This is a genomic window from Leifsonia sp. ZF2019 (assembly GCF_019924635.1).
Lineage (GTDB): Bacteria > Actinomycetota > Actinomycetes > Actinomycetales > Microbacteriaceae > Leifsonia.
Window position 1 is genome coordinate 987,074 of the sequence record NZ_CP065037.1, and the last position, 25,831, is coordinate 1,012,904.

Below are 25,831 nucleotides of genomic sequence, written 5' to 3' on the forward strand. Positions count from 1 at the left end.
AGGAGGTAAACGATGCGCACGAGGCACCTCGCACTGGGCGCCGCTCTCGCCGCCGGTGCACTGCTGCTGGCGGGCTGCTCCGGCACGTCCGACGCCGGCTCGGACAGCACCGACGGAACCGGCAAGACCCTCACCCTCTGGCACTACGAGGGCGAGGACTCCGCGATGGGCAAGGCCTGGAACCAGGCCATCGCCGACTTCGAGAAGGAGACGGGAGCGAAGGTGAAATTCGAGGCGAAAGCCTTCGAGCAGATCCGCTCCACCGCCTCCCAGGTCCTCAACTCCAACGAGGCCCCGGACATCCTCGAGTACAACAAGGGCAACGCGACCGCCGGCCTGCTGGCCAGCCAGGGCCTGCTCACCAACCTCGACGACGCCGTGAAGAAGTACGGCTGGGACACGAAGCTCGCATCGAGCCTCCAGACCACCGCCAAGTATGACGATAAGGGCATCATGGGGTCGGGTTCCTGGTACGGCATCCCGAACTACGGCGAGTACGTCGAGGTCTACTACAACAAGGACATGTTCGCGAAGTACGGCATCGAGGTGCCGAAGACGCAGGACGAGTTCGTCGCCGCGCTGCAGAAGTTCAAGGACAACGGCATCACCCCGCTCGCGGAGTCGGCGGCCGAATACCCGCTCGGCCAGCTCTGGTACCAGCTCGCGCTGACCAAGGCCGACCGCTCCTTCGTCGACGACTACCAGCTCTACAAGGGCAAGGTCGACTGGCAGGGCAGCGAGCTCGCGTACGCGACGAAGACCGTCGACGACTGGGTGCAGAAGGGCTACATCTCGAAGGACGCCTCCGGGCTGAAGGCGGAGGACGCCGGGACCGCGTTCATCGCGGGCAAGTACCCGATCTTCTTCTCCGGCAGCTGGTGGTACGGCCGGTTCCAGTCCGAGATCACGAACTACGACTGGGGCACCTTCCTCTACCCGGGAACGAAGATGTCGCCCGGCTCGGCCGGCAACATGTGGGTCATCCCCGAGAACGCCAAGAACAAGGGGCTCGCCGAGAAGTTCATCGACATCACGATGAGCGACAAGATCCAGGCCCTCATCGGCAACAACGGCGGCGTGCCCGTCGCGGCGAAGACCAGCGACATCACCGACGAGAAGTCGAAGGAGCTGATCGCCAACTTCAACACCCTCACCGGGGAGGACGGCATCGCCTTCTACCCCGACTGGCCCACCCCGACCTTCTACGACCAGCTGAACGCCGGTCTGCAGGAGCTCATCAACGGGACGAAGGACCCGGCCGCCGTCAACAAGGAGCTCGGCAGCGAGTACCAGGACGGCGTCGACCAGATCGTCAACCAGTAACCCTCCGCGCAGGCCGGCCGTCGCGACAGGGCGGCCGGCCCGCGCGGCCCACAGCAAGGAGCAACGCATGGTCGCAGTCGACGTGCGCGCGGCGTCGCGGAAGCGCGGCGGAGACTCGCTGCTGCCGAGCAGCGGCCGCGGATCGTTCTGGTGGTACCTGCTGCCGGGGTTCGTCCTGCTCGCGGTGATCGTCCTGATCCCGCTGGTCTGGAACGTCTACCTCAGCTTCACGAGCTACCGCGGCATCCGCCCGCCCAAGTTCATCGGCGTCAGCAACTGGGTGCGCCTGTTCGGCGACGACAAGTTCTGGACGTCGTTCGGCAACTCGATCGCCATGATCGTCGCGATGGTGGTCATCCCCACCCTCCTCGGCCTCATCCTGGCCGCGATGCTGTTCGACCTCGTCGGCAAGAAGTTCGGCGGGAGGCTCGCGAGCTTCCTACGGGCGACCTACTACCTGCCGCAGATCCTGCCGGTGGTCATCGCGGCCATCGTGATCGGCTGGATCCTGCGGCCCGACAACGGCGCGCTCAACACCATCCTCGCCGCGATCGGGCTGGGCGACCTCCAGCACAACTGGCTGGGCAGCCCGGACACCGCGCTCGCGTCGATCATGGCCGTCATGGTCTGGGTGCAGCTCGGCTACCCGATCGTCATCTTCATGGCCGCCCTGCAGCGCGTCGACCCCGAGCTGTACGAGGCGGCGGAGCTGGACGGCGCCAACTGGTTCCAGCGGTTCCGCGCCATCACCGTCTCGATCATCCGCCCGGAGATCTTCGTCGTCACCCTCACCTGCACCATCGCGGCGCTGAAGGTGTTCGGCCCGGTCTACACCCTCACCCGCGGCGGCCCGGGCACCGCGACCATGGTGCCGAGCTACTACTCCTACAGCGAGTTCTTCCAGAGCCAGCAGGTGGGATACGGCGCCACGATCGCGACCGCGTTGACCGTGGTCATCGTCGCCGTCGCCATCCTCTTCATCGTCGCCCAGAACCGGGCGGAGCGCCGGGAGAACGAGAGCTGATGTCCACCACCATCGAACGCCGCCGCACCGGCGCCCCGACCTCCGCCGCCCCGCGCAAGCTCAAGCGGCAGAAGCCCAAGAAGACCGTGACCGACTGGGTGATCCTCGTGGTCGCCATCGGCATCGGCATCGGGATCGCGTTCCCGTTCCTGCTCATCGTGATCAACTCGTTCAAGAGCCCGGCCGACTACAACTCCGGCGGCCCCCTCCAGCTCCCGACGTCGTTCTACACGGACGGCATCGTGAACTTCTGGAACCGCGTCAACTTCCCCGAGAAGCTCTGGAACTCGATCTTCATCTCGGGCGTGGTCTCGATCCTCGCCGTGGTCATCTCGGTGCTCAACGCCTACGCGCTCGGCATCGGCCGGGTGAAGGCGCGCACCTGGATCATCGTGCTCTTCCTGCTCGCGAACATGCTGCCCCAGGAGGCGCTGCTCTACCCGCTCTACTACATGTTCAAGCAGGTCGGCCTCTACGACAACGTGTGGAGCGTCATCATCATCTTCACGGTGATCCAGAGCGCGTTCGGAACCTACCTGCTCTCCAGCGTCTACGGCACGTTCCCCAAGGAGGTTCTGGAGGCGGCGTCGCTCGACGGCGCCGGACGCTGGCGGATCCTCTGGCGGGTCGTCGTTCCGATCTCGCGGCCGACGCTGAGCGTGCTCCTGATCTTCTTCTTCATCTGGACGTGGAACGAGTTCCTCATCCCGCTGACGTTCCTGGTCTCCAACGACAACCAGACCGTGCCCGTCGCGATCAGCGCGCTGCAGGGCGACCGGCTGATGGACGTGACCACCACCTCCGCGTCGGCGCTCCTCGGCCTCATCCCCACCCTCGTCTTCTTCCTCATCTTCCAGCGCACCCTCACCCGGGGCATCACAGCAGGAGCAGTCAAGTAGCAATGAAGTTCACCGATGGTTTCTGGCAGCTCCGCGACGGCGTCACGCCCGTCTACGCCCAGGAGGCGTACGACGTGACCGCCGGCGACGGAACGGTCACGATCACCGCGCCCGGCAAAGTCATCGAGCGCCGCGGCGACACCCTCAACCGCCCCACTCTCACGGTCACCCTCCACTCGCCGCTGCCGAATGTCATCGGCGTGCGCGTGGAGCACTGGCAGGGCGCGGCGTCCGGCCCGGCGTTCGCGCTCGCCGCCGAGTCGGGCCACGCCGAGGTCGCGGTCGACGACGAGGGCGGGACGCTGCGCAGTGGCGACCTCGTCGCGACGATCCGCCGCGGCGCGCCCTGGTCGCTGACGTTCTCCGCCGGGGACCGTGTGCTCACCTCCAGCGGGCACAAGTCGCTGGCACACATGACCGTCACCGGTGAGGGCGCATACATGCACGAGCAGCTGGCGCTCGGCGTCGGCGAGCTGGTCTACGGGCTGGGGGAGCGGTTCGGGCCGCTGGTGAAGAACGGGCAGACCGTCGACATCTGGAACGCCGACGGCGGCACCTCCAGCGAGCAGGCCTACAAGAACGTCCCGTTCTATCTGACCAACCGCGGCTACGGCGTGCTGGTGAACCACCCCGGGCACGTCTCGTACGAGATCGGATCGGAATCGGTGGAGCGCGTGCAGTTCTCCGTGCCGGGGGAGAGCCTCGAATACTTCGTGATCCACGGTGCGACGCCCAAGGACATCCTGGAACGGTACACGGCACTGACCGGCCGCCCCGCCTCCGTGCCCGCCTGGTCGTACGGGCTGTGGCTCTCGACGAGCTTCACCACGTCGTACGACGAGGCGACCGTCACCTCCTTCATCGACGGGATGGCCGAGCGCGACCTCCCCCTCTCGGTGTTCCACTTCGACTGCTTCTGGATGCGCGAGTTCAACTGGTGCGACTTCGAGTGGGACCCGCGCACCTTCCCCGACCCGGAGGGGATGCTGGCCCGTCTGCACTCGAAGGATCTGCGCGTCTGCGTGTGGATCAACCCGTACATCGGGCAGCGCTCGCCGCTCTTCGCGGAGGCCGCGGCCGCCGGCTACCTCGTGAAGCGGCCGGACGGCTCCGCCTGGCAGTGGGACCTGTGGCAGGCCGGGATGGGCCTCGTCGACTTCACGAACCCGGAGGCGACCCGCTGGTACCAGGACCACCTGCGTCGGCTCGTCGCCCAGGGCGTCGACTGCTTCAAGACCGACTTCGGCGAGCGCATCCCGCTCGAGGTCGAGTACTTCGACGGCTCCTCGCCGGAGCGCATGCACAACTACTACACGCAGCTCTACAACGAGGCGGTCTTCGCCGTGCTGCAGGAGGCGCGCGGGGCCGGGGACGCGGTGCTGTTCGCCCGGTCGGCGACCACGGGCGGCCAGACCATGCCGGTGCACTGGGGCGGCGACAACACGTCCTCGTACGAGTCGATGGCCGAGACCCTCCGTGGCGGGCTCTCGCTCGCGTTCAGCGGGTTCGGCTTCTGGAGCCACGACATCGGCGGCTTCGAGGGGACGCCGGACCCGGGCGTCTTCAAGCGCTGGACCGCGTTCGGGCTCCTGTCGAGCCATTCCCGGCTGCATGGCAGCGACTCGGTGCGGGTGCCATGGGCATTCGACGAGGAGGCGGTGGAGGTCACGCGCCGCTTCACGAAGCTGAAGCTGCGCCTCATGCCGTACCTGTACGCCGCGGGGCGGGAGGCCGTGCTGCGGGGCACGCCCGTCATGCGGCCGCTGCAGCTCGAGTTCCCCGGCGATCCCGCCGTCGACCACCTCGACCGGCAGTACCTCCTCGGCCCCGATCTCCTCGTCGCGCCTGTGTTCTCGCCGGCCGATGTGGAGTTCTACCTGCCCGCGGGCACGTGGACCTCGCTGCTGACCGGAGAGCGCGTCGAGGGCGGAGCGTGGCGGCGCGAGACCCACGCCTTCGACAGCCTCCCGCTCTATGTGCGCGAAGGGGCCGTGCTGCCGCTCGGCGGCCGCGACGACCGGCCGGACTACGACTACCGGGAGGGCCTGACCCTGGCCGCCTACCCCGGACCGGACGGCGAGCGCGCGGTCACCGTGACGACTCCCGATGGCGAGACCGCGGAGTACGTCGTCACGCGCGCAGGGGAGGGACTGTTGGCCTCCGGTCCGGCCTCGCACCCGTTCACGCTGAGGGATGTCGCCACCGGCCGCAGCGTCGTGTCCAGCGGGGGTCGCGCCGAGCTGTAATACAGTACTCGGGACCATGAACGGCAAGACGACGGCGGGGACGAACCTCGACACGGTGCGGCGGCACAACCTCGCCGTGGTGCTCGGGATGGTCCACCGTGACGGTCCGCAGGCCCGGTCCGCCCTGACCCAGGCGACGGGCCTGAACCGGTCGACCACCGGGGCGCTCGTCGCGGAGCTGGTCGAGTACGGGCTCGTGCGCGAGCGCGAGCCCGAGACCAGCAACCGCGTCGGGCGGCCGTCGCCGGTCGTCGTCGCGGACGGCCGTGTCGTGGCGCTCGCCGTCAATCCCGAGATCGACGCGGTGACCGTCGGCATCGTCGGGCTCGACGGGGTAGTGCACCGGCGGGTCCGTTTCCCCACCGGGCACGTGCCGACCGCGCAGGAGGCCGTAGCGGTCGCCGCCGCGGTGATCGACGGGCTGCGCCCCGACCTGGCCGCAGCCTCCCGTGTCGTCGGCATCGGTGTCGCCGTCCCCGGTCTCGTGCGGGAGGAGGACGGCGTGGTGCGGCTCGCTCCGCACCTCGAGTGGGCGGAGGAGCCGTTCGCCGCGGAGCTCTCCGCCGCCACCGGCTACCCCGTGCTGGCCGCCAACGACGCGAGCCTGGGCGCCAACGCCGAGCGCCTGTTCGGCGCCGGGCGCGGAGCCTCCGACCTCGTCTATCTCAACGGCGGAGCCTCCGGCATCGGAGCGGGCGTGATCGTCGGCGGTGTGCCGCTCACCGGCATCAGCGGCTATGCCGGCGAGCTCGGGCACACGCTCGTCAACTCGTCCGGCGTGCGCTGCCACTGCGGCGCGATCGGCTGCCTGGAGACGGAGGTCAGTCAGCGCGCTCTGCTCGCCGTTCTCGGCATGGAGGCCGCGGACGGCGAGGAGCTCGCGCGCGCACTCGCGGGGGCCGTCGCCTCGGGTGATGCTGCGGTGACCGCGGAGGTGGACCGCCAGGTCGACTACCTCGCCACGGCCCTGCGCAACGCGACCAATGTCTTCGCGCCCGAGCGGATCGTGCTCGGCGGCTTCCTCGGCGCGCTGCACGCTCTCGCACCCGAGCGCCTGGCCGCTCTCGTCGCAGAGCAGGCGCTGGCCGCGTCCGCCGAGCGCCTGCAGATCGTGCGCGCCGGGCTCGGCGGCGACATCCTGATGATCGGCGCCGCCGAGCTCGCCTTCGCGCCCCTCCTCGCCGCGCCTTCCCCGCGCTGATCGATGGCCGCCCGTCATCGACGCGGCCGATTGTCGGCCGTCTCGCGTCCGCGTACCCCACATTGGGCCGTCTCGGAGGCGGTGGACCCCGGAATGTGGGGGATGTGCACGGTAACATTCGGTGGCCGACTGCGATAGGATGAGTGGTGTCCCGGAGTCGAATCGATTCGACACTCGGCGCCGATCGGACACCCGGCACCGCGTGAACTCGACGCGGTGCTTCTTCGTGCGGTGCTCCTTCGAGCGGCGCTCCTTCGTCTGGAGAGCGCCGCGTTCGCGCCGCACCCGTGACCCTCCGACCCAGCAAGGACCTTCTTCGTGACCACCGTCGTGCATCCCGGCGACTCGCTCTCCGGCCGCCAGCGCCTGAGCTACATCCTGATCCTCGGCGCCCTCACCGCGCTCGGGCCGTTCACGATCGACACCTACCTGCCCGCCCTGCCCACGCTGCAGTCCGACTTCGGTGTCTCGACCGCCGCGATCCAGCTGACGCTGACGGCCACCACGATCGGCTTCGGCCTCGGCCAGCTGCTGGTGGGCCCCTGGTCGGACAAGATCGGGCGGCGCACACCGCTGATCGTGTCGACCGCCGTCCACATCCTGGCGTGTCTGGGTGCGGCCCTCGCTCCCAACGTGGAGCTGCTCGGGGCCGCCCGCGCCCTGCAGGGCATCGGCGCCGCGGCCGGCGGCGTCGTCGCCATGGCGATGGTGCGCGACCTGTTCGGCGGTCGGCCGCTCGTCCGGATGCTCAGCCGTCTCGCCCTCGTCAACGGCCTCGCCCCCGTCCTCGCGCCCGTCATCGGCTCGTGGCTGCTGCTCGTCATGCCCTGGCGCGGCATCTTCGTCGTGCTCGCCGTCTACGGTGCGTTCGTCGTCGTCTGCGTCTCGCTCTGGATCGTCGAGACGTTGCCCAAGGCACGTCGTCACGACGCGGGCCACTCGACGGTCGGGCAGCGGTACAAGGCGGTGCTCTCCGACCGCGTGTTCGTCGGGATCGCGATCGTCGGCGCCGCGAACTTCACCGGTCTGTTCGCCTACCTCTCGTCGAGCTCGTTCATCTTCCAGGAGCTCTACCGGTTCAACGCGCAGGAGTACGGCCTCCTCTTCGCCGTGAACTCGATCGGCATCATCATCGGCGTGCAGTCCGCGTCGCGCCTGACGAAGTACTTCGGCCCGCAGTGGATCCTGGCCGTCTCGACCGTCGTCATGTTCGCCGCCTCCGTCGTGATCGTGATCCTCGACCAGGCGCATGTCGGACTCTGGGGAACGGCGATCCCGCTGTGGTTCTTCATCGCCGCCTGCGGCTTCGGCTTCCCGTGCGTGCAGGTGCTGGCGCTCGCGAACCACGGTCACGAGGCGGGGACGGCCGCGAGCCTCCTCGGCGCCCTCAACTTCGGGATCGCCGGAATCGTCTCCCCGGTCGTGGGGATCCTCGGCGTCGGCAGCGCCGCCCCGATGGGCACGGTGATGGCCGTCTGCGCCCTCGTCTCCATCGCCTCCCTCTGGCTCATCGTCCGCCCTCGCAGCGTCCCCGCCCTCGCCCACTAGCGGGGCCGAGTCCCGCGAGACGTGAATGGTCGCTGGTCCACGGGCTCCCGCTCCCGCACCGTCTCACGCTTCGCGCATCGGGTGTGGGTACGGTGGGGGGATGGGAGCGGAAGCCGACGAGCGGGCCGTGCGCGAGCGAGCTGCACGGATCAGCAGGCGCTGGCCGGTCGTCTCGGCGTCGGTCGCCGTCGCGCTGGTGCTCGGCCTCGGCGCGATCATCGCCTTCCGTCCGCGGGAGCCGTTCGCGCTCGACCTCGAGTGGATGGAGGAGATCGTCGAGCACCGCTCCCCGTTCTGGCTCGCTCCGGCCCTGTTCTTCAACTACGCCGGGGGAGGTGTGCTCGGCTCGGTCGTCATCCCGGTGCTGATCGTGCTCCTGCTCCTCGCGTTCCGGCGCCCGTGGGGCGCGCTCTTCTTCGCGTCGGCCAGCATCCTCTCGGTGGTGCTGGTACAGCTGCTCAAACACACGGTCGGTCGTGCGCGCCCGTCCGAGATCCTGGTGAGCGCCGATCCCGGTTCATTCCCGTCGGGGCATACGGCGAACGCGGCGACGATGGTCGTGGTGCTCGCCCTGCTCTTCCCGCGCGTCTGGGTGTGGTGTCTCGGGATCGCCTGGGCGCTGCTCATGGCCGTCAGTCGCACGTATCTCGGCGCGCACTGGATGAGCGACACGGTCGGCGGGCTGCTGCTCGGCGCCGCGGTCGCCGTGATCGTCTGGGCGCCGCTCGCCTCCCGTCTCGCCCGGGAGCGCAGCCTCCCGCACCCCTTCGTCCTCGCGCGCACCCCCTAGCCGAGGTTCACGTGGATGCGCGAATTCGCGCCGAATGGGCGCAACGTCGTGAACTTCGCAGGCGCGGGGAGGGGCCGCGGGCGCTACCCTGACGGCCATGAGGATTCTGCTGGTCGGCGCCGGAGGCGTCGGGGACGCCATCGCCAAGATCGCCGCACGCCGCACGTTCTACGACACTCTCACCGTGAGCGACTACGACGTATCGCGCGCCGAGCGCACGGTCGCGTGGATCCGCGACCGCCACGGTGCGGAGGTCGCCGCACGGTTCCGCACCGCGGCGATCGACGCCTCCGACCCGGACTCGGTGGAGGCCGTGGCGCGGGAGCACCGGGCGACGCACGTCATGAACGCCGTCGAGCCGAAGTTCGTCCCGACCATCTTCGCCGGCGCGTTCGCCGCGGGCGCCGATTACCTCGACATGGCGATGAGCCTGTCCGAGCCGCATCCCACGCACCCGTACGAGCAGGCGGGCGTCAAGCTCGGCGACGACCAGTTCGCGGTTCGCGGCGATTGGGAGGCGGCAGGGCGGCTCGCGCTGGTCGGCATGGGCGTCGAACCGGGGCTCTCCGACGTGTTCGCCCGCTACGCCGCCGACGAGCTCTTCTCGTCCATCGACGAGCTCGGCACCCGCGACGGTGCGAACCTCGTGGTGCGCGACGAGTCCGGCGCCGAGATCTTCGCACCGTCGTTCTCGATCTGGACGACGATCGAGGAGTGCCTGAACCCGCCGGTGATCTTCGAGAAGGACACGGGATGGTTAACCACGGAGCCCTTCAGCGAGCCGGAGGTCTTCGACTTCCCGGAGGGCATCGGCCCGGTCGAGTGCGTGAACGTCGAGCACGAGGAGGTGCTCTTGATGCCGCGCTGGCTCGACGCGAAACGCGTGACGTTCAAGTACGGGCTCGGGGAGGAGTTCATCGGCGTGCTGAAGACGCTCCACCTGCTGGGCCTGGATGCGACGACCCCGATCCGCGTGCGCAGCGCGTCGGGACCGGTGGAGGTCGCACCGCGCGACGTCGTGGCCGCCGCGCTGCCCGATCCGGCCACGATCGGTCCGCGCATGACGGGCAAGACCTGCGCCGGCGTGAACGTGACCGGGATCGGCGTCGACGGCGCGCCCCGTGAGGTGTACCTGTACCACGTCAGTGACAACGAGTGGACGATGCGCGAGTACGACTGCCAGTGCGTGGTCTGGCAGACCGCGCTCAACCCCGTGATCGCGCTGGAGCTGCTCGCGCAGGGCGCCTGGTCCGGGACCGGTGTGCTCGGCCCGGAGGCGTTTCCGGCCCGGCCCTTCCTCGAGCTCATGGAGCGTCCCGAGCACGCGGGCGGCTACGGCCAGCAGTGGGGGATGCGCGAGGGGCGCTAGGCGACGCGACGCCCCGTCAGTAGGCTGAGCCGCATGACCGACGCTGACGCGCTGGCGGAGACCGCCGCGAAGCTGCAGGCCGAGGCGGACGAGGCGCTGCGCAAGGCGCAGGAGGCCGCGGCGGCGGCGGCCGTTGCACAGCAGGCCGCCGCGGCGCAGGCACAGCAGGCCGCCGCGCAGGAGGCCGCCGCCCCGGCCGCCGCTGCACCCGCTTCCGTGCCCTCCACTGCCGCCGCCCCGCTCACCCCGGAAGCCGTCGCCGCCATCCGTGCCGGCTACGCCTTCGACGCTCCCGCGCTGGAGCTCGGCGCGCTGGTCAACGGCGACCCGGTGGCGGACGTGCCCATCCGCATCCCGCTCGCCATGACGAACCGGCACGGTCTCGTCGCGGGCGCGACCGGCACGGGTAAGACCAAGACGCTGCAGGTGCTGGCCGAGCAACTCGCCGCGGCGGGTGTACCGGTCTTCGCCGCTGACATCAAGGGCGACCTCTCCGGCATCTCCGTGGCGGGGGAGGCGAGCGACAAGCTCCTCGAGCGCACCCGCGGCATCGGCCAGGACTGGACGCCGCGGGCCGTGACGACCGAGTTCTTCTCGCTCGGCGGCGTGGGGCGCGGTGTGCCGGTCCGGGCGACCGTCGCCGGGTTCGGTCCCCTCCTGCTCTCGAAGGTGCTCGGGCTCAACGACACGCAGGAGTCGAGCCTCGGCCTCGTCTTCCACTATGCCGACCAGGCGGGGCTGCCGCTTCTCGACCTGTCCGATCTGCGCGCCGTGCTCACCTATCTCACGAGCGAGGACGGCAAGCCGGAGCTCGCCGGGCTGGGCGGTCTGTCCAGCGCGACCGTCGGCGTCATCCTGCGCGAGCTGATCGCCTTCGCCGACCAGGGCGCCGACGCGTTCTTCGGCGAGCCGGAGATCGACACGGCCGAGTTCCTGCGGGTCGCGCCCGACGGGACCGGGGTGGTGAGCCTCCTGGAGGTGCCGGGCGTGCAGGACAAGCCCGCCGTCTTCTCCACCTTCCTCATGTGGCTGCTCGCCGATCTGTTCAACGATCTTCCCGAGGTCGGCGATCTCGACAAGCCCAAGCTGGTGTTCTTCTTCGACGAGGCGCACCTCCTCTTCAAAGATGCCTCCAAGGACTTCCTCGCGTCGATCACGCAGACCGTGCGCCTCATCCGCTCGAAGGGCGTCGGCATCTTCTTCGTCACGCAGACGCCGAAGGATGTGCCCAGCGACGTGCTGGCCCAACTGGGGTCGCGGGTGCAGCACCAGCTGCGGGCGTTCACCCCCGACGACGCCAAGGCGCTGAAAGCGACCGTCTCCACCTATCCGACCTCCGGCTACGACCTGGCGGCCGTGCTCCAATCGCTCGGTACGGGGGAGGCCGTCGTGACGGTCATGAACGAGAAGGGCGCCCCCAGTCCGGTCGCGTGGACGCGGCTGCGGGCCCCGCAGGGGTCGATGTCCCCGGCACCGGAGGCCCAGGTGGACGCTGCGGTCGCCGCGTCGCCGCTGCAGGCGAAGTACGGCACCCCGATCGACCGCGACTCGGCCCGCGAACTGCTCGCGCGCAAGCTGGACGCGGCGGCGGCAGCGGCCAAGGCGGCGGAGCAGGCGGAGACCCAGGCGAAGGCCGACGCGAAGGCGCAGGCCGCTGCTCAGAAGGAGTACGAGCGCATCCTCAAGAGCACGTCGCCCCGCACCACCTCCCGCCGCACCACCAGCAAGCCCGCCCCGAACGTCTTGGAGCAGGTGCTCGGCTCCAAGGCGACCCGTAACATCCTCACCGGCGTCGTGGAGGGCATCTTCGGCACCCGGCGACGGCGTTAGCTCTGCTGAACGGAGAACCCATGTCGAGCGATGTCAGGATCGCTGTGTCCCTTGACGTCGCCGAGTCGTTCGCACCCCTGCTCGAGGCGGACGTTCGCTACGGCTATGAGCGTGGTCTTCTCCGTTCAGAGGCCGTGGTGGCCTACTGTCTGGGGAGACTTGAACGGGGCGAGAAGCTCTCGGAGGCAGCGGAGTCTCTTGCGCTTCTGTTGTCGGATCAGCTGGAGGACGTCGACGCCTTGATTCGCGGTCTGGACTCACCGGCCGACCAGGAGAGCAGGAGGCTGTGGATCGCTCTCTGTCTCGATCGCGCCCGCCGTCTCCCCGAGCCCGGACTCGCGATCGAGAACGTCTACGAGTTCTTCGACTACGACGAGCGTCTTCTGCCGTTCGTGGGGTGGATCCACCCTGGAATGGCGTCCGAGGCCGACCGTCTCGAACGATTGGCCGTCCACCTCCGCAGCGAGAAGATCTGGGGACATCTTCGCGCGAAGGGACGTCTCGAATAGCCTTCCGCGCTCGGGCGAAACGGCGCATGACGCTGTGGCCGAGCGCGTCAGACGACGATGAGCTCGTATCCCGCCTCGATGAACGCCGTCCGCTGCTCGTCGGTGATGCCGGCGTCGGTGATGATCGTCGTGAGCAGCGTCGATCCGCCGAGGGTCGCGAAGGCCCGGCGGCCGATCTTGGACGAGTCGGCGATGATGACGGCCCGCGCCGCGCGTTGCGCCATGAGGGCGTTCACGCTCGCCTCCCCCTCGTCGTTCACGGTGGCTCCGATCACGGGGTCGATCCCGTCGACCGCGATGAACGCGATGTCCATGGTGATCCGCTCCAGCACGGCATTGCTGTAAGGGCCGACCACCTCGTAGCTGCGGGACTGGACGACGCCGCCGGTGACGACGATCTTGATCTGCGGGCGGATCACGAGCTGCGCCGCGATGTTGATGGCGTTGGTGACGACCGTGAGGTTCGGGTACGGCGAGGGCTCCAGCACGTCCGGGCGCGAGCTCAGAACGGTGGCGACCGCCGTGCTCGTCGTGCCACCGCACAGTCCCACGACGGAGCCCCGCGGCACGAGGGCGCTCGCGGCGTGGGCGATGCGCAGCTTCTCCGGTGCGTGCCGCTCGTGTTTGTAGCGGAAGGGCAGGTCGTACGCGACGGATTGGCCGACCGCCCCACCGCGGGTGCGCGTGAGCATCTGCTGCGCGGCGAGCGCATCGAGGTCGCGCCGTGCCGTCGCGGGGGAGACGTTGAGCTTGGCGACGAGGTCCTCCACCTCGATCTGCCCGGACTCGGCGAGGAGTTCGAGGACGACGCCGAGGCGTTGCTCTCTGTTCATCGCTGTCCGCTCTCGGTTCCGCCCGATCCGTCCCACGGATCTCTTCGTCGATGATCCCTCATGATCGCGGCCGTTGTCCAGCGAACAGTTTCGATCACCCCGGGCGGAGGCAGGCCGCCACGGCGCGATCAGCACGCCGGTCCTTGACGGAGACACCGTCAGGGTCCATGCTTTCGATCATCCATTGCGTGCAGGTGCGTGATATGCGCGCAAAAGCGTCAATAAGGATCAACGGTTCTGCAGTGCGCGCACGCGCGTCAGCGGTACCGACACGTGTTTCTTCGAGAAGTGGGGAAGTCAATGAAGAAGTCTCTCCGGTGGGGAGCGACGGTCGTCACCGCGGCCGTCGCCACCCTGTCACTCGCCTCCTGCGGCTTCAGCGGCGGGTCAGGCGGTTCGTCCGGCGGCGCGCAGTCGCTCGACCTGATGGTCGCGAGCTATTCGGACAACACGAAGGCCGAGTGGGAGCAGATCATCAAGGACTTCGAGGCCAAGAACAGCGGCATCACGGTGAACCTCGACGTCGAGTCGTGGACCGACATCAACAACGTCATCAAGACGCGCATCCAGGCGCAGAAGCAGCCCGACATCCTGAACATCGACGCCTTCGCCGGATTCGCGGCGGACGACCTGCTCTACCCGGCGAAGGACATCGTCTCGGCCTCCACGCTCGACGATTTCCAGGACGCGTTCAAGAAGAACGCGAGCATCGACGGCACGCAGTACGGCCTCCCGTTCATCGCGTCGGCCCGCGCGCTGTTCTACAACAAGGACGACTTCGCGAAGGCCGGGATCTCCGCGCCGCCGAAGACCTGGGCCGAGTTCGAGGAGGATGCCGGCAAGCTCAAGGCCGCCGGGGTCACGCCGTACGGGATGCCGCTCGGCAGCGAGGAGGCGCAGGCCGAGACGGCGCTCTGGTTCTACGGGGCCGGCGGAGGCTACGGCGACGCCAAGAAGCTCACGATCGACAGCCCGGAGAACGTCGAGGGCGCGACGGAGATGCAGAAGATCATCGAGCAGGGCTACACCGAGCCGAACCCGGGGTCGACCAACCGCACGCCGCTGCTCAACGTCTTCATCCAGGGCCAGCTGGGCATGCAGGTGGGGCTGCCGCCGACGGTGGGGCAGATCAAGGACAAGAACCCGTCGCTGAACTACGGGGTCGCGCCGATCCCGACCAAGGACGGCTCGTCGTTCACGCTGGGCGTCGCGGACCACCTGATGGCCTTCAAGAACAAGACCGACAAGAAGGCCGCGATCACGAAGTTCCTGGACTACTTCTACTCTCCGGCGGTCTACACCAAGTGGGTGGGCGCGGAGGGCTTCCTGCCGACGACCAAGTCGGGTGCGAAGGAGATGGGCTCGGACGAGACCATCAAGCCGTTCCTCGACCTGCTGCCGGACGCGAAGTTCTACCCGTCGACGAATCCGAACTGGTCGGCGGCGCAGGGCGCGATCCAGAGCCAGATCGGTCAGCTCGGGCAGGGTGCGGCGCCGGCCGACCTGCTGAAGTCCATCCAGGCCAAGGCCGACGGCCAGTAACGCCGGATGACCAGCACCGCTGAGTCGACTCGCGCGGGGGCGGCTGCCGGCCGCCCCCGCCGCGGGTCCCCACCGAAGCGCTCCGGCGCGTCCGACCTGCTCCATGCCGTGCCGTGGACGCTGCCGGCCCTCCTGCTGATCTTCGGCGTCGTCCTGTTCCCCGCCGGGTACATGATCTTCAACTCGACGCGGAAGATCTCCATCGCCGGCGTGGACCACGGCTCCGTGGGCCTGCAGAACTACCTGACGGTGCTCTCGCGGCCGGAGCTTCCCGGCATCCTGCTGAACACCCTCGTCTGGGTCGTCGCCGTGGTCGCGATCACCGTGCTGATCGGGCTCGCGCTCGCCCAGTTCCTCGACAAGAACTTCCCGGGCCGACGCTGGGTGCGGATGACGATCATCATCCCGTGGGCGGCGAGCGTGGTGATGACGACGACCGTCTTCGTGTACGGCCTCGACCCCTTCTACGGGATCATCAACAAGTTCCTCGTCGACGTCCATCTGCTCGCGGAGCCCTTCGGCTTCACGAAGGAGCCGGTTCCGGCGTTCCTGTCATCGATCGGCATCGCCGTCTTCGTGTCGCTGCCCTTCACGACATACACGATCCTGGCGGGGCTCGCCGGCATCCCGAGCGACATGCTGGAGGCGGCCAAGGTGGACGGCGCGAGCGCCTTCCGCTCCTACTTCGGCGTGACGCTGCCGAACCTGCGCAACGCGATCGCGCTGGCCACGCTCATCAACATCATCAACGTGTTCAACTCGCTCCCGATCCTCAAGCTGATGACCGGCTCGATCCCCGGCTACAGGGCGGATACGACCACGACCTACGTGTTCAAGCTGTTGCAGAACGAGCAGCGCATCGACCTGTCGAGCGCCCTCAGCGTGATCAACTTCCTGATCGTGCTGGTGGTCGTCGCACTGTACCTGTGGATCGTGAAGCCGATGAAGGAGGTCGCATGACCGCGCCGGCCCCGACCCTCGTCGCGGGGGCGCCGCAGGCACGCCGCCGTCGGTCCCGCCTCACGGGCTCGCCGGGGCGGACCGTCGGCAAGACGCTCGCCGGGATCGTGATCGCCCTCGTCTTCATCGCGCCCTACCTGATCATGCTGGTCGGCTCGTTCAAGTCGCGCAACAACATCCTCCAGGTGCCGCCGACGTACCTGCCCGACCAGTGGCATCCCGAGAACTACCTCACGATGTGGTCGACGCCGGAGACGCCCCTCCCGCTGAACCTCGTCTCGACGATCGTGATCTCGGTGTTCGCGACGGTGCTGGTGCTGGTGGTCTGCGTGCCCGCGGCGTATTACACGGCGCGGTTCCGGTTCCCCGGCCGCGGGGTGTTCCTCTTCCTGGTGATCGTGACGCAGATGCTCCAGCCCACGGTGCTCGCGACGGGCCTGTTCAAGGAGATGGTCGCGCTCGGGCTCAACGACACGTGGCTGGCGATGATCCTCGTCAACGCCGCGTTCAACATCGCGTTCGCCATCTGGATCATGCACACCTTCTTCGCGGGGATCCCGAAGGAGGTCGACGAGGCGGCGCAGCTCGACGGGGCGGGCAAGTGGACGGTGCTCCTCCGGGTGCAGCTGCCGCTGGTGTGGCCCGGGATCGTGACGGCGATCATCTACACGTTCGTCGCCTCCTGGAACGAGTTCGCCGCGAGCCTGGTGATCCTGTCGACGGACGCGAATCAGCCGCTGTCGGTGGCGCTGACCAAGTTCGTCGGGCAGTACGACGCCGCCTGGCAGTACGTGTTCGCCGTCTCCGTCGTGGCGGTGATCCCGGTCGTGGTGCTTTTCGCCCTGATCGAGAAGCGTCTGGTCGGCGGGCTCACCGCGGGCAGCGTCAAGTAGCGCAGGAGGAGGTGGTCAACCGCCGAGCAACACCCTGGCGCGTCGGCCGACGGCCAGGGCGACCTCCGCCTCCTCGCCCGACCGCTCGCTCCACGCGGCCGAGAGCCCCGCCCACGCGAGCGCCCAGCGCATCAGCAGCCCCTCATCGGTGGCCACCTCAGCGGAGATCACGGCCGCCGTGCGCTCCAGGCGGCCGGCCCGCAGAGCGACGTCGACGTCCGGGTTGCACAGGATGTTGACCCAGTCGAACAGGGGAGCGCCGTGCACGGGCTTCGGGTCGATCGCGAGCCAGCCGCGCTCGCCGAAGTCGAGCACGTTGCCGTGATGGAGATCGCCGTGCAGCACGACATCCTCGGCGGGCAGCGCGAGCAGCTGAGCGGCCGTCGCCGCCGCCGTCGGGAACAGGCCGTGGTGGTCGTCCGGGCGATCCTCCGCGTGCACGAAGAGTTCGCGGAACCACTCGGCGAGTGGGATGAGCCCGTCGGGTCGCGGGTCCCTCCCGGCCTCGTGCAGCCGGAGGCCCGCTCGGCACAGGATGCGGGTCGCGTCGTCGTCCCCGTCGGGTCCGGATCGCGCGAGCGCGGCGAGCGAGCGCGATCCCTCGGCCCGCTCCAGCAGTAGCGCATCGCCGTCGCCGCCGAACGCGAGCACGTCCGCCGCCCCGTCGCCGCCCCACCAGCGCTGCACCCGCGCACCCGCGGACTCCGCGTCGACGAGCGCTCGCTTGAGGAATGCAGCCCGCCCGTTCCGGCGGACGGGCTGCAGCGCACTCGACGGGGTCACGAACGGGTCGCCGTCCGCGATGAGCGACCAGCGGGCGCGCCAGGGCGCGAGCACCTCCTCCGGGTCGGTCCGTTTCTCCGTCCTCGCGCTCACCGTGCCCTCTCCCGCGCCGCGTACGCACCCGGAGGCGATCCGATGACGGCGCGGAACTCGCGGCCGAAATGCGCCTGGTCCGCGTAGCCGAGTCCGGCGGCGAGCTCCGCGAGCGCGGGAGGCACGGGCGAGCGCAGCGCGGCGGCGGCCTCCTGCAGGCGGTACCGCTGGATCAGCCACTTGGGGCCGAAGCCGATGTGCCCTGTGACCAGTCGCTGCAGATGTCGGACGCCGAGCCCGAAGCGGTCCGCGACGTCTTCGACGCGTCGCAGGTCGCGGTCCTCCTCGACGGCGGCCACGATGGCGTCGACGAGGCGGGCCTCCTCGTCCGGCGGTTCGAGTCGTGCCAGCCAGCGTTCGACGACGGCGACGGCCGCGTGGTCCTCACCGGACGCCATTGCGTCCTGGACGGCGCGAACGAGCGCCGCCGTCCCATCGACGCGCAGCTCGTGCAGCGCGATCGACGGCGGAGCCGTCCGGAGCGATGACCCCGTCCACGCGCGCGCGACGCCCGGGCGCAGCAGCACCCCGAACGCCCACCCCGAGCCGCGCAGCGTGCGCTCCGTGCGCCCACGGTTCGCGCGATACAACCACCCGCCCTCCCGTTCCACGACGAGGTTCGCGGTGGGGTACTCCAGCACCTGCGGCCGCAGCACCCTGCCTGCGGCGAGTGACCAGCGCGGCAGCCAGTAGTGGCGCACGAACACGGCGGCGGTGTCGCCGGGGAAGACGCGCTCGATCCGCACCTGCTCGTCGTCGGAGGGGGTGAGCAGCCCCTTGCTGCGTGGCACGGCGGTCGTGTGCGGACTCACGCTGCCATACTTTCACGGTGAGCTCGATCCGCCCCTACCATCCGGCCGACCGCGACGACGTGTACGCCGTGTGCGTGCGGACCGGGGCCAGCGGGGGAGACGCGACCGGCCTGTATTCGAGCGACGACCTGCTGCCCGACATCTTCGCGGGCCCCTACGTCGCCTATCAGCCCGACCTGGCATTCGTCGTCGACACCGGGGACCACGTCGCCGGGTACGTCATCGGCGTCGCCGACAGCCTGGCCTTCGCCGACTGGTACGAGGCGGAGTGGCTGCCCGGCTTCGTCGCGAAGCACCCGCTCGAGGCGGCACGCGACGAGCGGGACCGCCGGGTGATCGGTTTCGGCCTGGACGTGCGTGGGGCGATCGTGCCGGAGGTCGACCGTTATCCTGCGCACCTCCACATCGACCTGCTCCCGGAGCTGCAGGGCCAGGGATTCGGGCGGTCTCTGATCCGCACCCTGCTGAACGCCCTGCGGGAGCGCGGTGTCCCCGGTGTCTACCTCACGATGTCGGCCACCAACCACGGCGCCCGGGCGTTCTACGAACGGCTGGGCTTCGCCGAGCTGCCGTCCAGCACGCCCGAAGCGCCGGCTCTCGCGATCAGCACCGACGCGCAGGTCTGACCGCCGCGCTGCCGGCCCCGTTCTCAGCGACCGAACAGGGCGGGCAGGCGCTCGAACCAGTACAGCAGCTCGGGCGAGGTGCGCCGCAGCTGGGCCAGCGTCATCGACTCGGCGGGGCGGGTGACCGGGACGTCGAGCTCCTCCGCCACGCGTTCCATGCTCTCGAGTGACCAGAACTGACCGCGCATCCGGATGAGGAGGCGCCCGTCGAGCCCGGTGACGAAGAGCTGGGGGAGGGTGTCGAGAGTACTGCTCTCATAGAGCTGCACGAGGAGGACCGACCCCACCTCGGCGTGCCGCACCTGCACGACGCGGCCGAAGAATCCGCGCTCCCGCACGCCGTGGTCGCCGACGCTGATCGTGACGCTGAAGAAGGAGAACACGGACAGCACCGTGGCGCCGATCACCAGCACGTGGGCGATCAGCACCAGCGGCCACCCGCCGGTCGGGATGCTGAGCCAGTAGAGCACGGCGAACACCGGTGTGGTCAGGGCGAGGATGGCGACCACCCCGCGGGCGAACAGGTGGCGGAACGGGCGGAGCACCGTCTCGCGCATCACACCCGACTCCCGTCCGAGTTCCCGTTGCTCTGTCATCGCAACGAGCCTCGCCTATCGGTCGTCGCCTCCGGTAGCGGCATTTTGGGGGACACGGTCTGCTTTCGCGGCGACCTCCCTGGCCCGGATGCTGCGGACCCGGAACGCGCTCAGGACGGTCGCGAGCACACCGACGGCGAACAGGATCACCGTCCCCAGGTCGTGCAGGGAGCGCCCCACCAGGAGCGTGATCGCCCCGATCGCCACGGTGGCGCAGAGCTGTGCGAACATCTTCTTGCTCATCGGGACCATCCAACAGGACGTCGCGGCTGCCGTGTGAACCCGACGCGCTGCGAATAGGATGGCCCGAGATCGAAAAGGGGTGACTCTGGTGGCGACGCTTCGTGATGTCGCGGCCTTGGCGGGGGTATCCGTCAAGACCGTTTCCAACGTTGTGAACGACTTCGAGTTCGTGCGCCCGTCGACGAGGGAGAAGGTCAGGGAGGCGATCGCCGAGCTTGGGTACCAGCCGAACCTCGCCGCGCGGCAGCTCCGCGCCGGTCGCACGGGCGTCATCGGCCTGGCCGTCCCCGAGCTCAAGTTCAGCTACTTCGCCGAGCTCGCCGATGCGGTGCTCGAGGCCGCGCGAGCGCGCGACTATGTCGTGCTGATCGAGCAGACCGGCGGCGACCGCGACGCCGAGGTCGCCCTCCTGACGGGATCGCGCACCGCGATGATGGACGGTCTGCTCTTCTCGCCGCTCGGCCTTTCGTACGAGGACGCGGGGATTCTGGACGTCGGCTACCCGCTGGTGCTGCTCGGCGAGCGGATCTTCGACGGGCCGACCGATCATGTCGTCATCCAGAACGTCGAGGGAGCCGCGATGGCGACGCGCCGTCTGCTCTCAGCCGGCCGCAGCCGGATCGCCGTGCTCGGCGCGCACGAGGGCGAGCGGGTCGGTTCCGCCGCGCTGCGTCTGCGCGGCTACGAGGAGGCTCTGCTCGAGGCAGGGATCGCGTTCGACCCCGCGCTCGTGGTGGCGCGCGAGGGCTGGCACCGGCGCGACGGAGCGGAGGCGATGCAAGAACTGCTCGACCGTGGCGTGGGCTTCGATGCCGTGCTCGCCCTGAACGACGAGCTCGCCCTCGGTTCGCTGCGCACGCTGGCCCAGCATCGCATCGCCGTGCCGGAGGACGTCGCCGTGATCGGCTACGACAACGTGACCGAGTCGCAGTTCGCGATGCCGAGTCTCACGACCGTCGACCCGAACCGCGCGCGGGTCGCCGAGATCGCGGTGGAGGCGCTGGTCGAGCGGATCGCCGGCCGGGTGCCGGCGGACGTGGGACCCCGCCTCTTCGACGTGCCCGCACGTCTCGTCGAGCGGGAGTCCACCCCGGTTCCCGTCGCGGCGCGGGCCTCCTCCGTCACCGCGGTCTGAGTCGGCGGGCGAACGACGTTGACGGAGGGATGCCGCGTTTGTACAATCGCTTCTACAACGTTGGAATTGCAGCGTTGTAAACCCGATCCGATCCACGGCGCGATCGGACACACGAGAGGCATTCAATGAAGAAACTGCTTGCGACGCTCGCCGCCGCAGCCGGCGTCTCCCTCGCGCTCGCGGGCTGCTCCGGCTCGACGGGCTCGGACTCATCCGGCCCGGTCACCCTCACCTTCTGGCACGGCTACACCGAGGCCGACGGCAAAGTGCTCGACCAGATCGTCGACGACTTCAACAAATCCCAGAGCTCCATCACGATCAAGACGACCACCAAGACATGGGCCGTCATCGGCGACACCCTCCTGCCCGCACTGTCGGCGAAGAAGGGCCCGGACATCGTCGCCATGCCGGCCGAGAACCTCCCGGTCTACGCGTCGAAGGGCGCGTTCGCGAAGCTCGACGACTTCTACGCGAGCGACGCCACGAAGAAGGCGTCCCTCAACGCGAGTGCGGTCGAGATGGAGAAGGTGAACGGCTCCTACTACGGCGTCCCGACCGGATTCGTCCCCCTCTCGGTCATCTACAACAAGACGCTCTTCGAGAAGGCGGGCATCTCCACCTTCCCGACGACCTGGGACGAGTGGGTCGCCGACGCCAAGAAGCTCACGGTCGACGCCGACGGAGACGGGACGCCCGAGCAGTACGGCCTGGCCCTCCCCGATCACGCCACCGTCGGCAACGGTGTCTGGGCGAGCCTCTTCTACGGCAACGGCGGCGAGCTCGTCGACGGCACGAAGTCGGCTCTCGACTCGAAGGCCAACACCGAGACGCTGACGTACTGGGCCGACGCCGTGCGCAACGGCAAGATCTCGCCGACCGGCCTCGACGGCGTCGCCTCCGACAAGCTGTTCTCCTCCGGCAAGGCCGCGATGGAGATCGGCGGACCGTGGATGGCGTCCGTCGCGACCGAGAACAAGATCGACTACGGCATCGCGGGCATCCCCGCCGGCCCGAAGGGGTCCGCCTCCTCCGCCATCGGCATCTCCGCCGCCGTGACCGCGCAGGCCGACTCGGCCAAGAAGGCCGCCGCCGAGAAGTTCTTCGACTACTTCTTCACCAAGGAGGTGGCCACGAAGTGGTCGCTCGGCTCCGGCTGGCCGCCCCTCCGCACCGACATCCCCTCGTCGGCCGTCTCGTCGAACCCCGTCGTCGCGTCCCTCACCGACCTCGTGGGCGACGCCCGCCCGCTGCTGCCCGGCGTCGCCAACAGCACCGACGTGCTGTCGGCGGTCGATGAGGCCACGCAGAAGGCGCTCACCGGCGGCGACCCGGCCGATCTGCTGAAGTCGGCCTCCAGCCAGGTGCAGCAGGCGCTCGACAACTGACCCGCCCGGGCGGCCGCCGCCTCCCCGCGGCGGCCGCCCACCCCACGAAAGCGACCATGACCTCTCTCACCCGCACCCGCGAGCGCCGGCGACCGTATCGCCCGCCCGCCCCGCTCGGCGGCCGACGGCGCTCCGGCGCCACGGCGCCGATCGCCCTCCTCTTCCTCCTGCCCGCCCTCGTCATCCTGATCGCCTTCGTCGGCTGGCCGATGCTCTCGGCGCTGCGGCTGTCGTTCACGAACGCGAGCGGCTTCGGGCTGGAGCAGTGGGTCGGGCTCGACAACTACGTGCGCGTGTTCACCGATCCGCGCATCCTGTCGACGCTGGGCAACACCGCGCTCTACACGGTGCTCTTCACGCCGACCGCTCTCATCGCGGCCCTGCTGCTGGCGCTGCTGCTCGGCAACCGCCGCCTGATCGCCCGCGGTGTCTTCCGCACGGCCCTCTTCCTGCCGTTCATCGTCTCGCTCGCGGTCGCGGCGTTCGCCTGGACCTACCTCCTCGACCCGCAGGTCGGCCTCCTCAACTACTGGCTGCGATCGGTCGGCATCCAGCTCGGCAACGTGCTCCAGGATCCGGCTCTCGCCATGCCCACCGTCGTGCTGGTCGCGATCTGGAAGAGCTTCGGCTTCTACATGGTGATCTTCATCGCCGGGCTGCAGGAGATCCCCGAGTCGCTCTACGAGGCGGCGAAGATCGACGGCGCCGGCGCCTGGCGACGCTTCACCAACGTCACGCTCCCGCAGCTGAGCAACACGCTCGCCTTCGTGGTCGTGTTCGCGATGATCGCGGCCCTCCAAGCGTTCGACCAGATCTACGTCATGACCGGAGGCGGGCCCTACCGATCGACCCAGACGGTCGTGATGGAGATCTACCCGGAGGGCTTCAAGAAGCTCGACCTCGGCGTCGCCACGGCGCTCTCGTACGTGCTGCTGGCCGCCACCCTCATCCTCAGCCTGGTGCAGTTCCGGTTCTTCGGACGACGCGAGAAGGACAACGCCTGATGACCACCGTCGCCACCCGGCCGCGCACCGGCACCGACCGCACACCCATGCGCGGCCGTCGCCGCCTCGGCCGCACCGCCGAGCGCTGGCTGCTCTTCGCCGCGGTGCTCGCACTGACCCTCATCGTGCTGTTGCCGGTCGTCATCATCGTGCTCACGGCGTTCAAGCCGGCCGCCGAGATCAACGCCTACCCGCCGACGCTCCTCCCGGGCACCTGGACCTTCGACAACTTCACGAAGATCTTCAGCGACCTCCCGTTCGGCCGGCTGTTCCTCAACAGCCTGGTCTTCGCGGGCGGCGTCACGGTCTTCGCGCTCGTGTTCGACTCGCTCGCCGCCTACGCGCTCGCCCGCCTCGACTTCCGCGGCAACCGGGTGCTGCTGATCGTGATCGTCGCCAGTCTGATGATCCCGTTCCAGGCGACGCTGATCCCCGTCTACCAGCTGGTCGCCCAGCTGGGCTGGGTCAACACGTTCGCCGGCCTGATCATCCCGCGCGCCGCCGACGCGTTCGGCATCTTCTTCCTGCGCCAGTTCTTCATCTCGCTCCCGCGCGACCTCGACAACGCGGCGCGCATCGACGGCGCCGGGGAGTTCCGCATCTTCCGCAGCATCGTGCTGCCGAACGCGGTGCCCGCGCTGCTGACGCTCGCGATCTTCACATTCGTCAACAACTGGAACGACCTGCTGTGGCCGCTCGTGTTCACGACGTCGCCCGAGATGGGCACCATCACCTCCGGGCTCACACTGCTGACCGGCCCGAGCGGGATCATCCCCTACGGCACGATGATGGCCGGTTCGCTCATCGCGGTCCTCCCGCTCGCGGTGATGTTCCTGATCATGCAGCGGCGCTTCATCGAGAGCGTCGCGACGACGGGGCTCAAGTGATGGGCGCGCGCTGGTTCGAGGACGGCCGCCTCCACCTCGGCCTCGGGATCGAGGACACGTTCGTCCCGCAGGCCCGGCCGGGGGAGCGGGCGATCGACGAGTACGAGCTGACCGAGCACTACGAGCGCTTCGACGCGGACTTCGCCCTCGCGGCCGACGTCGGCGCGGAGGTGCTGCGCTGGGGCGTCCCCTGGTACTGGGTCGCGCCGCAGCCCGGTGTGTGGGACTGGGAGTGGACGGACCGGGCGATCGCGTCGATGCTGGCGCACGGTATCCGTCCGATCATCGACCTCCTCCACTACGGCACACCGCTGTGGCTCGACGGCCAGTTCGCGCATCCCGACTACCCGCTCCACGTCGAGGAGTACGCGCGCCGGTTCGCGGAGCGCTACGGCGACCGGGTGACCGACTACACGCCGGTCAACGAGCCGGTCATCCACGCACTCTTCTCGGGCGAGTACGGCTACTGGCCCCCCTACCTGGAGGGCGCGGAGGGCTTCGCGCGAATCGCGGCGAACCTGGCTCGCGGATTCGTGCGGAGCCAGCAGGCCATCGCCTCGGTCGTCGGCGAGCGGGCGGTGTTCGTGCACGTGGACGCCGCCATGAGTTTCGTCGGCGACGACGCGGCCCCGGAGCACCGCGCGGAGGCCCAGCGACTGCGCCACCAGGTGCACCTCGTCGAAGACCTCGTCACCGGGCGGGTGGATGCGGCGCACCCGCTGCGCGACCGTCTCGCGCCGGCCGTCTCCGACGCGGAGCTGGAGTGGTTCCGAGCCAACGCCGTCCACCCGGACGTCATGGGCGTCAACTACTACCCGCGGCACTCGACCGAGCTCTTCGAGGCGGGGGTCCGCCACGGCGGCGGCTTCGCCGACCCGCGGCCCAGCGTCGACCGCGGCACCGACGGACTGCGGGAGGCGCTCCTCGGGTTCGCCGCGCGCTACGGCGCGCCCGTGATGGTCACCGAGACCTGCGTCACCGGCACGGTCGCCGAGCGTCTGGAGTGGCTCGACGAGTCGCTCGCGCTCGTGGAGCGGATGCGTGCGGGCGGGACGGACATCGTCGGCTACGTCTGGTGGCCGCTCTTCGACATGTACGAGTGGACCTGGCGGCACACGGAGGCCCCGCGCGCCGACCATCTGCTGACGATGGGCCTCCACGACCTGGTCGAGTCGCCGCACGGCCTGCTGCGCGTGCCCAACCCGGTCGCCGACCGCTACCGCGAGCACGCGCGGCGCCTCGGCGGCGCCTCCCCGACCTCCCCGACTGATGACCGACTGAACGCCTGACCGCCCGACCT

At 69.3% G+C, this 25,831-nt stretch carries 24 protein-coding genes; 19 read left to right on the forward strand and 5 right to left on the reverse strand.

Annotated features, from left to right (window positions below):
• Positions 1 to 12: 12 nt before the first annotated feature.
• The 10 genes from IT072_RS04995 (at position 13) to IT072_RS05040 (ending at position 12,739) form a co-directional block, all read left to right on the forward strand.
• A complete protein-coding gene (locus IT072_RS04995; RefSeq protein ID WP_223359830.1) occupies positions 13 to 1,323 on the forward strand; it encodes an extracellular solute-binding protein in 1,311 nt (436 codons plus the stop codon).
• 67 nt (positions 1,324 to 1,390) lie between these two features.
• Entirely contained in the window at positions 1,391 to 2,347 is a 957-nt protein-coding gene (locus tag IT072_RS05000; RefSeq protein WP_223359831.1) for a carbohydrate ABC transporter permease, read from the forward strand.
• Entirely contained in the window at positions 2,347 to 3,246 is a 900-nt protein-coding gene (locus IT072_RS05005) for a carbohydrate ABC transporter permease (RefSeq protein ID WP_223359832.1), read from the forward strand. Before IT072_RS05000 ends, IT072_RS05005 begins: the two co-directional genes overlap by 1 nt.
• Before the next feature lie 2 nt (positions 3,247 to 3,248).
• Complete coding sequence (gene yicI / locus IT072_RS05010) at positions 3,249 to 5,492, forward strand: alpha-xylosidase (RefSeq protein WP_223359833.1); 2,244 nt, start codon at positions 3,249 to 3,251, stop codon at positions 5,490 to 5,492.
• 16 nt (positions 5,493 to 5,508) lie between these two features.
• Positions 5,509 to 6,693, forward strand: a complete 1,185-nt coding sequence (locus tag IT072_RS05015) for an ROK family protein (protein WP_223359834.1) — start codon at positions 5,509 to 5,511, stop codon at positions 6,691 to 6,693.
• A gap of 318 nt (positions 6,694 to 7,011) precedes the next feature.
• Entirely contained in the window at positions 7,012 to 8,241 is a 1,230-nt protein-coding gene (locus tag IT072_RS05020) for a multidrug effflux MFS transporter (RefSeq protein WP_223359835.1), read from the forward strand.
• A gap of 100 nt (positions 8,242 to 8,341) precedes the next feature.
• Complete coding sequence (locus IT072_RS05025; protein WP_223359836.1) at positions 8,342 to 9,031, forward strand: phosphatase PAP2 family protein; 690 nt, start codon at positions 8,342 to 8,344, stop codon at positions 9,029 to 9,031.
• A 97-nt stretch (positions 9,032 to 9,128) separates the two neighbouring features.
• Complete coding sequence (locus tag IT072_RS05030; RefSeq protein ID WP_223359837.1) at positions 9,129 to 10,400, forward strand: saccharopine dehydrogenase family protein; 1,272 nt, start codon at positions 9,129 to 9,131, stop codon at positions 10,398 to 10,400.
• A 33-nt stretch (positions 10,401 to 10,433) separates the two neighbouring features.
• Positions 10,434 to 12,230 carry a helicase HerA-like domain-containing protein gene (locus IT072_RS05035; protein ID WP_223359838.1) on the forward strand — a complete coding sequence of 599 codons (1,797 nt, stop codon included), beginning with the start codon at positions 10,434 to 10,436 and terminating at the stop codon, positions 12,228 to 12,230.
• A 20-nt stretch (positions 12,231 to 12,250) separates the two neighbouring features.
• Positions 12,251 to 12,739, forward strand: a complete 489-nt coding sequence (locus IT072_RS05040) for a DUF2247 family protein (RefSeq protein WP_223359839.1) — start codon at positions 12,251 to 12,253, stop codon at positions 12,737 to 12,739.
• Positions 12,740 to 12,786: 47 nt separating this feature from the next.
• On the opposite strand, the gene IT072_RS05045 is transcribed toward IT072_RS05040, so the two are convergent.
• Positions 12,787 to 13,572 (reverse strand): DeoR/GlpR family DNA-binding transcription regulator, encoded by a 786-nt coding sequence (locus IT072_RS05045; RefSeq protein WP_223359840.1) that lies wholly within the window; start codon positions 13,570 to 13,572, stop codon positions 12,787 to 12,789.
• 300 nt (positions 13,573 to 13,872) lie between these two features.
• Between IT072_RS05045 and IT072_RS05050 the strand changes: the two genes are divergently transcribed.
• From IT072_RS05050 to IT072_RS05060, 3 genes are read left to right on the forward strand one after another with little or no spacing between them, the layout of a single operon-like run.
• Positions 13,873 to 15,114: an extracellular solute-binding protein gene (locus IT072_RS05050; RefSeq protein WP_223359841.1), complete on the forward strand. Its 1,242-nt coding sequence runs from the start codon at positions 13,873 to 13,875 to the stop codon at positions 15,112 to 15,114.
• 6 nt (positions 15,115 to 15,120) lie between these two features.
• Positions 15,121 to 16,074 carry a carbohydrate ABC transporter permease gene (locus IT072_RS05055; RefSeq protein WP_223359842.1) on the forward strand — a complete coding sequence of 318 codons (954 nt, stop codon included), beginning with the start codon at positions 15,121 to 15,123 and terminating at the stop codon, positions 16,072 to 16,074.
• Entirely contained in the window at positions 16,071 to 16,967 is an 897-nt protein-coding gene (locus IT072_RS05060) for a carbohydrate ABC transporter permease (RefSeq protein ID WP_223359843.1), read from the forward strand. Before IT072_RS05055 ends, IT072_RS05060 begins: the two co-directional genes overlap by 4 nt.
• A 15-nt stretch (positions 16,968 to 16,982) precedes the next feature.
• Here IT072_RS05060 and IT072_RS05065 read toward each other — a convergent pair whose 3' ends face one another.
• Both IT072_RS05065 and IT072_RS05070 read right to left on the reverse strand, forming a co-directional pair.
• A complete protein-coding gene (locus tag IT072_RS05065) occupies positions 16,983 to 17,843 on the reverse strand; it encodes an aminoglycoside phosphotransferase family protein (protein WP_223359844.1) in 861 nt (286 codons plus the stop codon).
• The gene (locus IT072_RS05070; RefSeq protein ID WP_223359845.1) at positions 17,840 to 18,655 is read right to left on the reverse strand and encodes a helix-turn-helix domain-containing protein; all 816 of its coding nucleotides are present in this window, start codon (positions 18,653 to 18,655) and stop codon (positions 17,840 to 17,842) included. Before IT072_RS05070 ends, IT072_RS05065 begins: the two co-directional genes overlap by 4 nt.
• 17 nt (positions 18,656 to 18,672) lie before the next feature.
• Between IT072_RS05070 and IT072_RS05075 the strand changes: the two genes are divergently transcribed.
• Positions 18,673 to 19,281: a GNAT family N-acetyltransferase gene (locus IT072_RS05075; protein WP_223359846.1), complete on the forward strand. Its 609-nt coding sequence runs from the start codon at positions 18,673 to 18,675 to the stop codon at positions 19,279 to 19,281.
• Between the two features lie 23 nt (positions 19,282 to 19,304).
• On the opposite strand, the gene IT072_RS05080 is transcribed toward IT072_RS05075, so the two are convergent.
• On the reverse strand, positions 19,305 to 19,877 hold the full coding sequence (locus tag IT072_RS05080; RefSeq protein ID WP_223359847.1) for a hypothetical protein: 573 nt from the start codon (positions 19,875 to 19,877) through the stop codon (positions 19,305 to 19,307).
• A gap of 15 nt (positions 19,878 to 19,892) precedes the next feature.
• A complete protein-coding gene (locus IT072_RS05085; RefSeq protein WP_223359848.1) occupies positions 19,893 to 20,120 on the reverse strand; it encodes a hypothetical protein in 228 nt (75 codons plus the stop codon).
• Positions 20,121 to 20,208: 88 nt separating this feature from the next.
• Between IT072_RS05085 and IT072_RS05090 the strand changes: the two genes are divergently transcribed.
• The 5 genes from IT072_RS05090 (at position 20,209) to IT072_RS05110 (ending at position 25,820) form a co-directional block, all read left to right on the forward strand.
• Positions 20,209 to 21,255, forward strand: a complete 1,047-nt coding sequence (locus IT072_RS05090) for a LacI family DNA-binding transcriptional regulator (protein ID WP_223359849.1) — start codon at positions 20,209 to 20,211, stop codon at positions 21,253 to 21,255.
• Positions 21,256 to 21,380: 125 nt separating this feature from the next.
• A complete protein-coding gene (locus IT072_RS05095; protein ID WP_223359850.1) occupies positions 21,381 to 22,640 on the forward strand; it encodes an ABC transporter substrate-binding protein in 1,260 nt (419 codons plus the stop codon).
• A 56-nt stretch (positions 22,641 to 22,696) separates the two neighbouring features.
• The gene (locus IT072_RS05100; protein ID WP_223359851.1) at positions 22,697 to 23,644 is read left to right on the forward strand and encodes a carbohydrate ABC transporter permease; all 948 of its coding nucleotides are present in this window, start codon (positions 22,697 to 22,699) and stop codon (positions 23,642 to 23,644) included.
• On the forward strand, positions 23,644 to 24,531 hold the full coding sequence (locus tag IT072_RS05105; protein ID WP_223359852.1) for a carbohydrate ABC transporter permease: 888 nt from the start codon (positions 23,644 to 23,646) through the stop codon (positions 24,529 to 24,531). Before IT072_RS05100 ends, IT072_RS05105 begins: the two co-directional genes overlap by 1 nt.
• Complete coding sequence (locus tag IT072_RS05110) at positions 24,531 to 25,820, forward strand: family 1 glycosylhydrolase (protein ID WP_223359853.1); 1,290 nt, start codon at positions 24,531 to 24,533, stop codon at positions 25,818 to 25,820. The genes IT072_RS05105 and IT072_RS05110 overlap by 1 nt, the downstream gene beginning before the upstream one ends.
• Positions 25,821 to 25,831 lie beyond the last annotated feature (11 nt).

Excerpts from the sequence above, each read along its gene's own strand:
- IT072_RS04995 (WP_223359830.1), top strand. The coding sequence starts at position 13 with ATGCGCACGAGGCACCTCGCACTGGGCGCCGCTCTCGCCGCCGGTGCA.
- IT072_RS05000 (WP_223359831.1), top strand. The coding sequence starts at position 1,391 with ATGGTCGCAGTCGACGTGCGCGCGGCGTCGCGGAAGCGCGGCGGAGAC.
- IT072_RS05005 (WP_223359832.1), top strand. The coding sequence starts at position 2,347 with ATGTCCACCACCATCGAACGCCGCCGCACCGGCGCCCCGACCTCCGCC.
- yicI (WP_223359833.1), top strand. The coding sequence starts at position 3,249 with ATGAAGTTCACCGATGGTTTCTGGCAGCTCCGCGACGGCGTCACGCCC.
- IT072_RS05015 (WP_223359834.1), top strand. The coding sequence starts at position 5,509 with ATGAACGGCAAGACGACGGCGGGGACGAACCTCGACACGGTGCGGCGG.
- IT072_RS05025 (WP_223359836.1), top strand. The coding sequence starts at position 8,342 with ATGGGAGCGGAAGCCGACGAGCGGGCCGTGCGCGAGCGAGCTGCACGG.
- IT072_RS05030 (WP_223359837.1), top strand. The coding sequence starts at position 9,129 with ATGAGGATTCTGCTGGTCGGCGCCGGAGGCGTCGGGGACGCCATCGCC.
- IT072_RS05035 (WP_223359838.1), top strand. The coding sequence starts at position 10,434 with ATGACCGACGCTGACGCGCTGGCGGAGACCGCCGCGAAGCTGCAGGCC.
- IT072_RS05040 (WP_223359839.1), top strand. The coding sequence starts at position 12,251 with ATGTCGAGCGATGTCAGGATCGCTGTGTCCCTTGACGTCGCCGAGTCG.
- IT072_RS05045 (WP_223359840.1), bottom strand. The coding sequence starts at position 13,572 with ATGAACAGAGAGCAACGCCTCGGCGTCGTCCTCGAACTCCTCGCCGAG.
- IT072_RS05050 (WP_223359841.1), top strand. The coding sequence starts at position 13,873 with ATGAAGAAGTCTCTCCGGTGGGGAGCGACGGTCGTCACCGCGGCCGTC.
- IT072_RS05055 (WP_223359842.1), top strand. The coding sequence starts at position 15,121 with ATGACCAGCACCGCTGAGTCGACTCGCGCGGGGGCGGCTGCCGGCCGC.
- IT072_RS05060 (WP_223359843.1), top strand. The coding sequence starts at position 16,071 with ATGACCGCGCCGGCCCCGACCCTCGTCGCGGGGGCGCCGCAGGCACGC.
- IT072_RS05080 (WP_223359847.1), bottom strand. The coding sequence starts at position 19,877 with ATGACAGAGCAACGGGAACTCGGACGGGAGTCGGGTGTGATGCGCGAG.
- IT072_RS05085 (WP_223359848.1), bottom strand. The coding sequence starts at position 20,120 with ATGAGCAAGAAGATGTTCGCACAGCTCTGCGCCACCGTGGCGATCGGG.
- IT072_RS05095 (WP_223359850.1), top strand. The coding sequence starts at position 21,381 with ATGAAGAAACTGCTTGCGACGCTCGCCGCCGCAGCCGGCGTCTCCCTC.
- IT072_RS05100 (WP_223359851.1), top strand. The coding sequence starts at position 22,697 with ATGACCTCTCTCACCCGCACCCGCGAGCGCCGGCGACCGTATCGCCCG.
- IT072_RS05105 (WP_223359852.1), top strand. The coding sequence starts at position 23,644 with ATGACCACCGTCGCCACCCGGCCGCGCACCGGCACCGACCGCACACCC.
- IT072_RS05110 (WP_223359853.1), top strand. The coding sequence starts at position 24,531 with ATGGGCGCGCGCTGGTTCGAGGACGGCCGCCTCCACCTCGGCCTCGGG.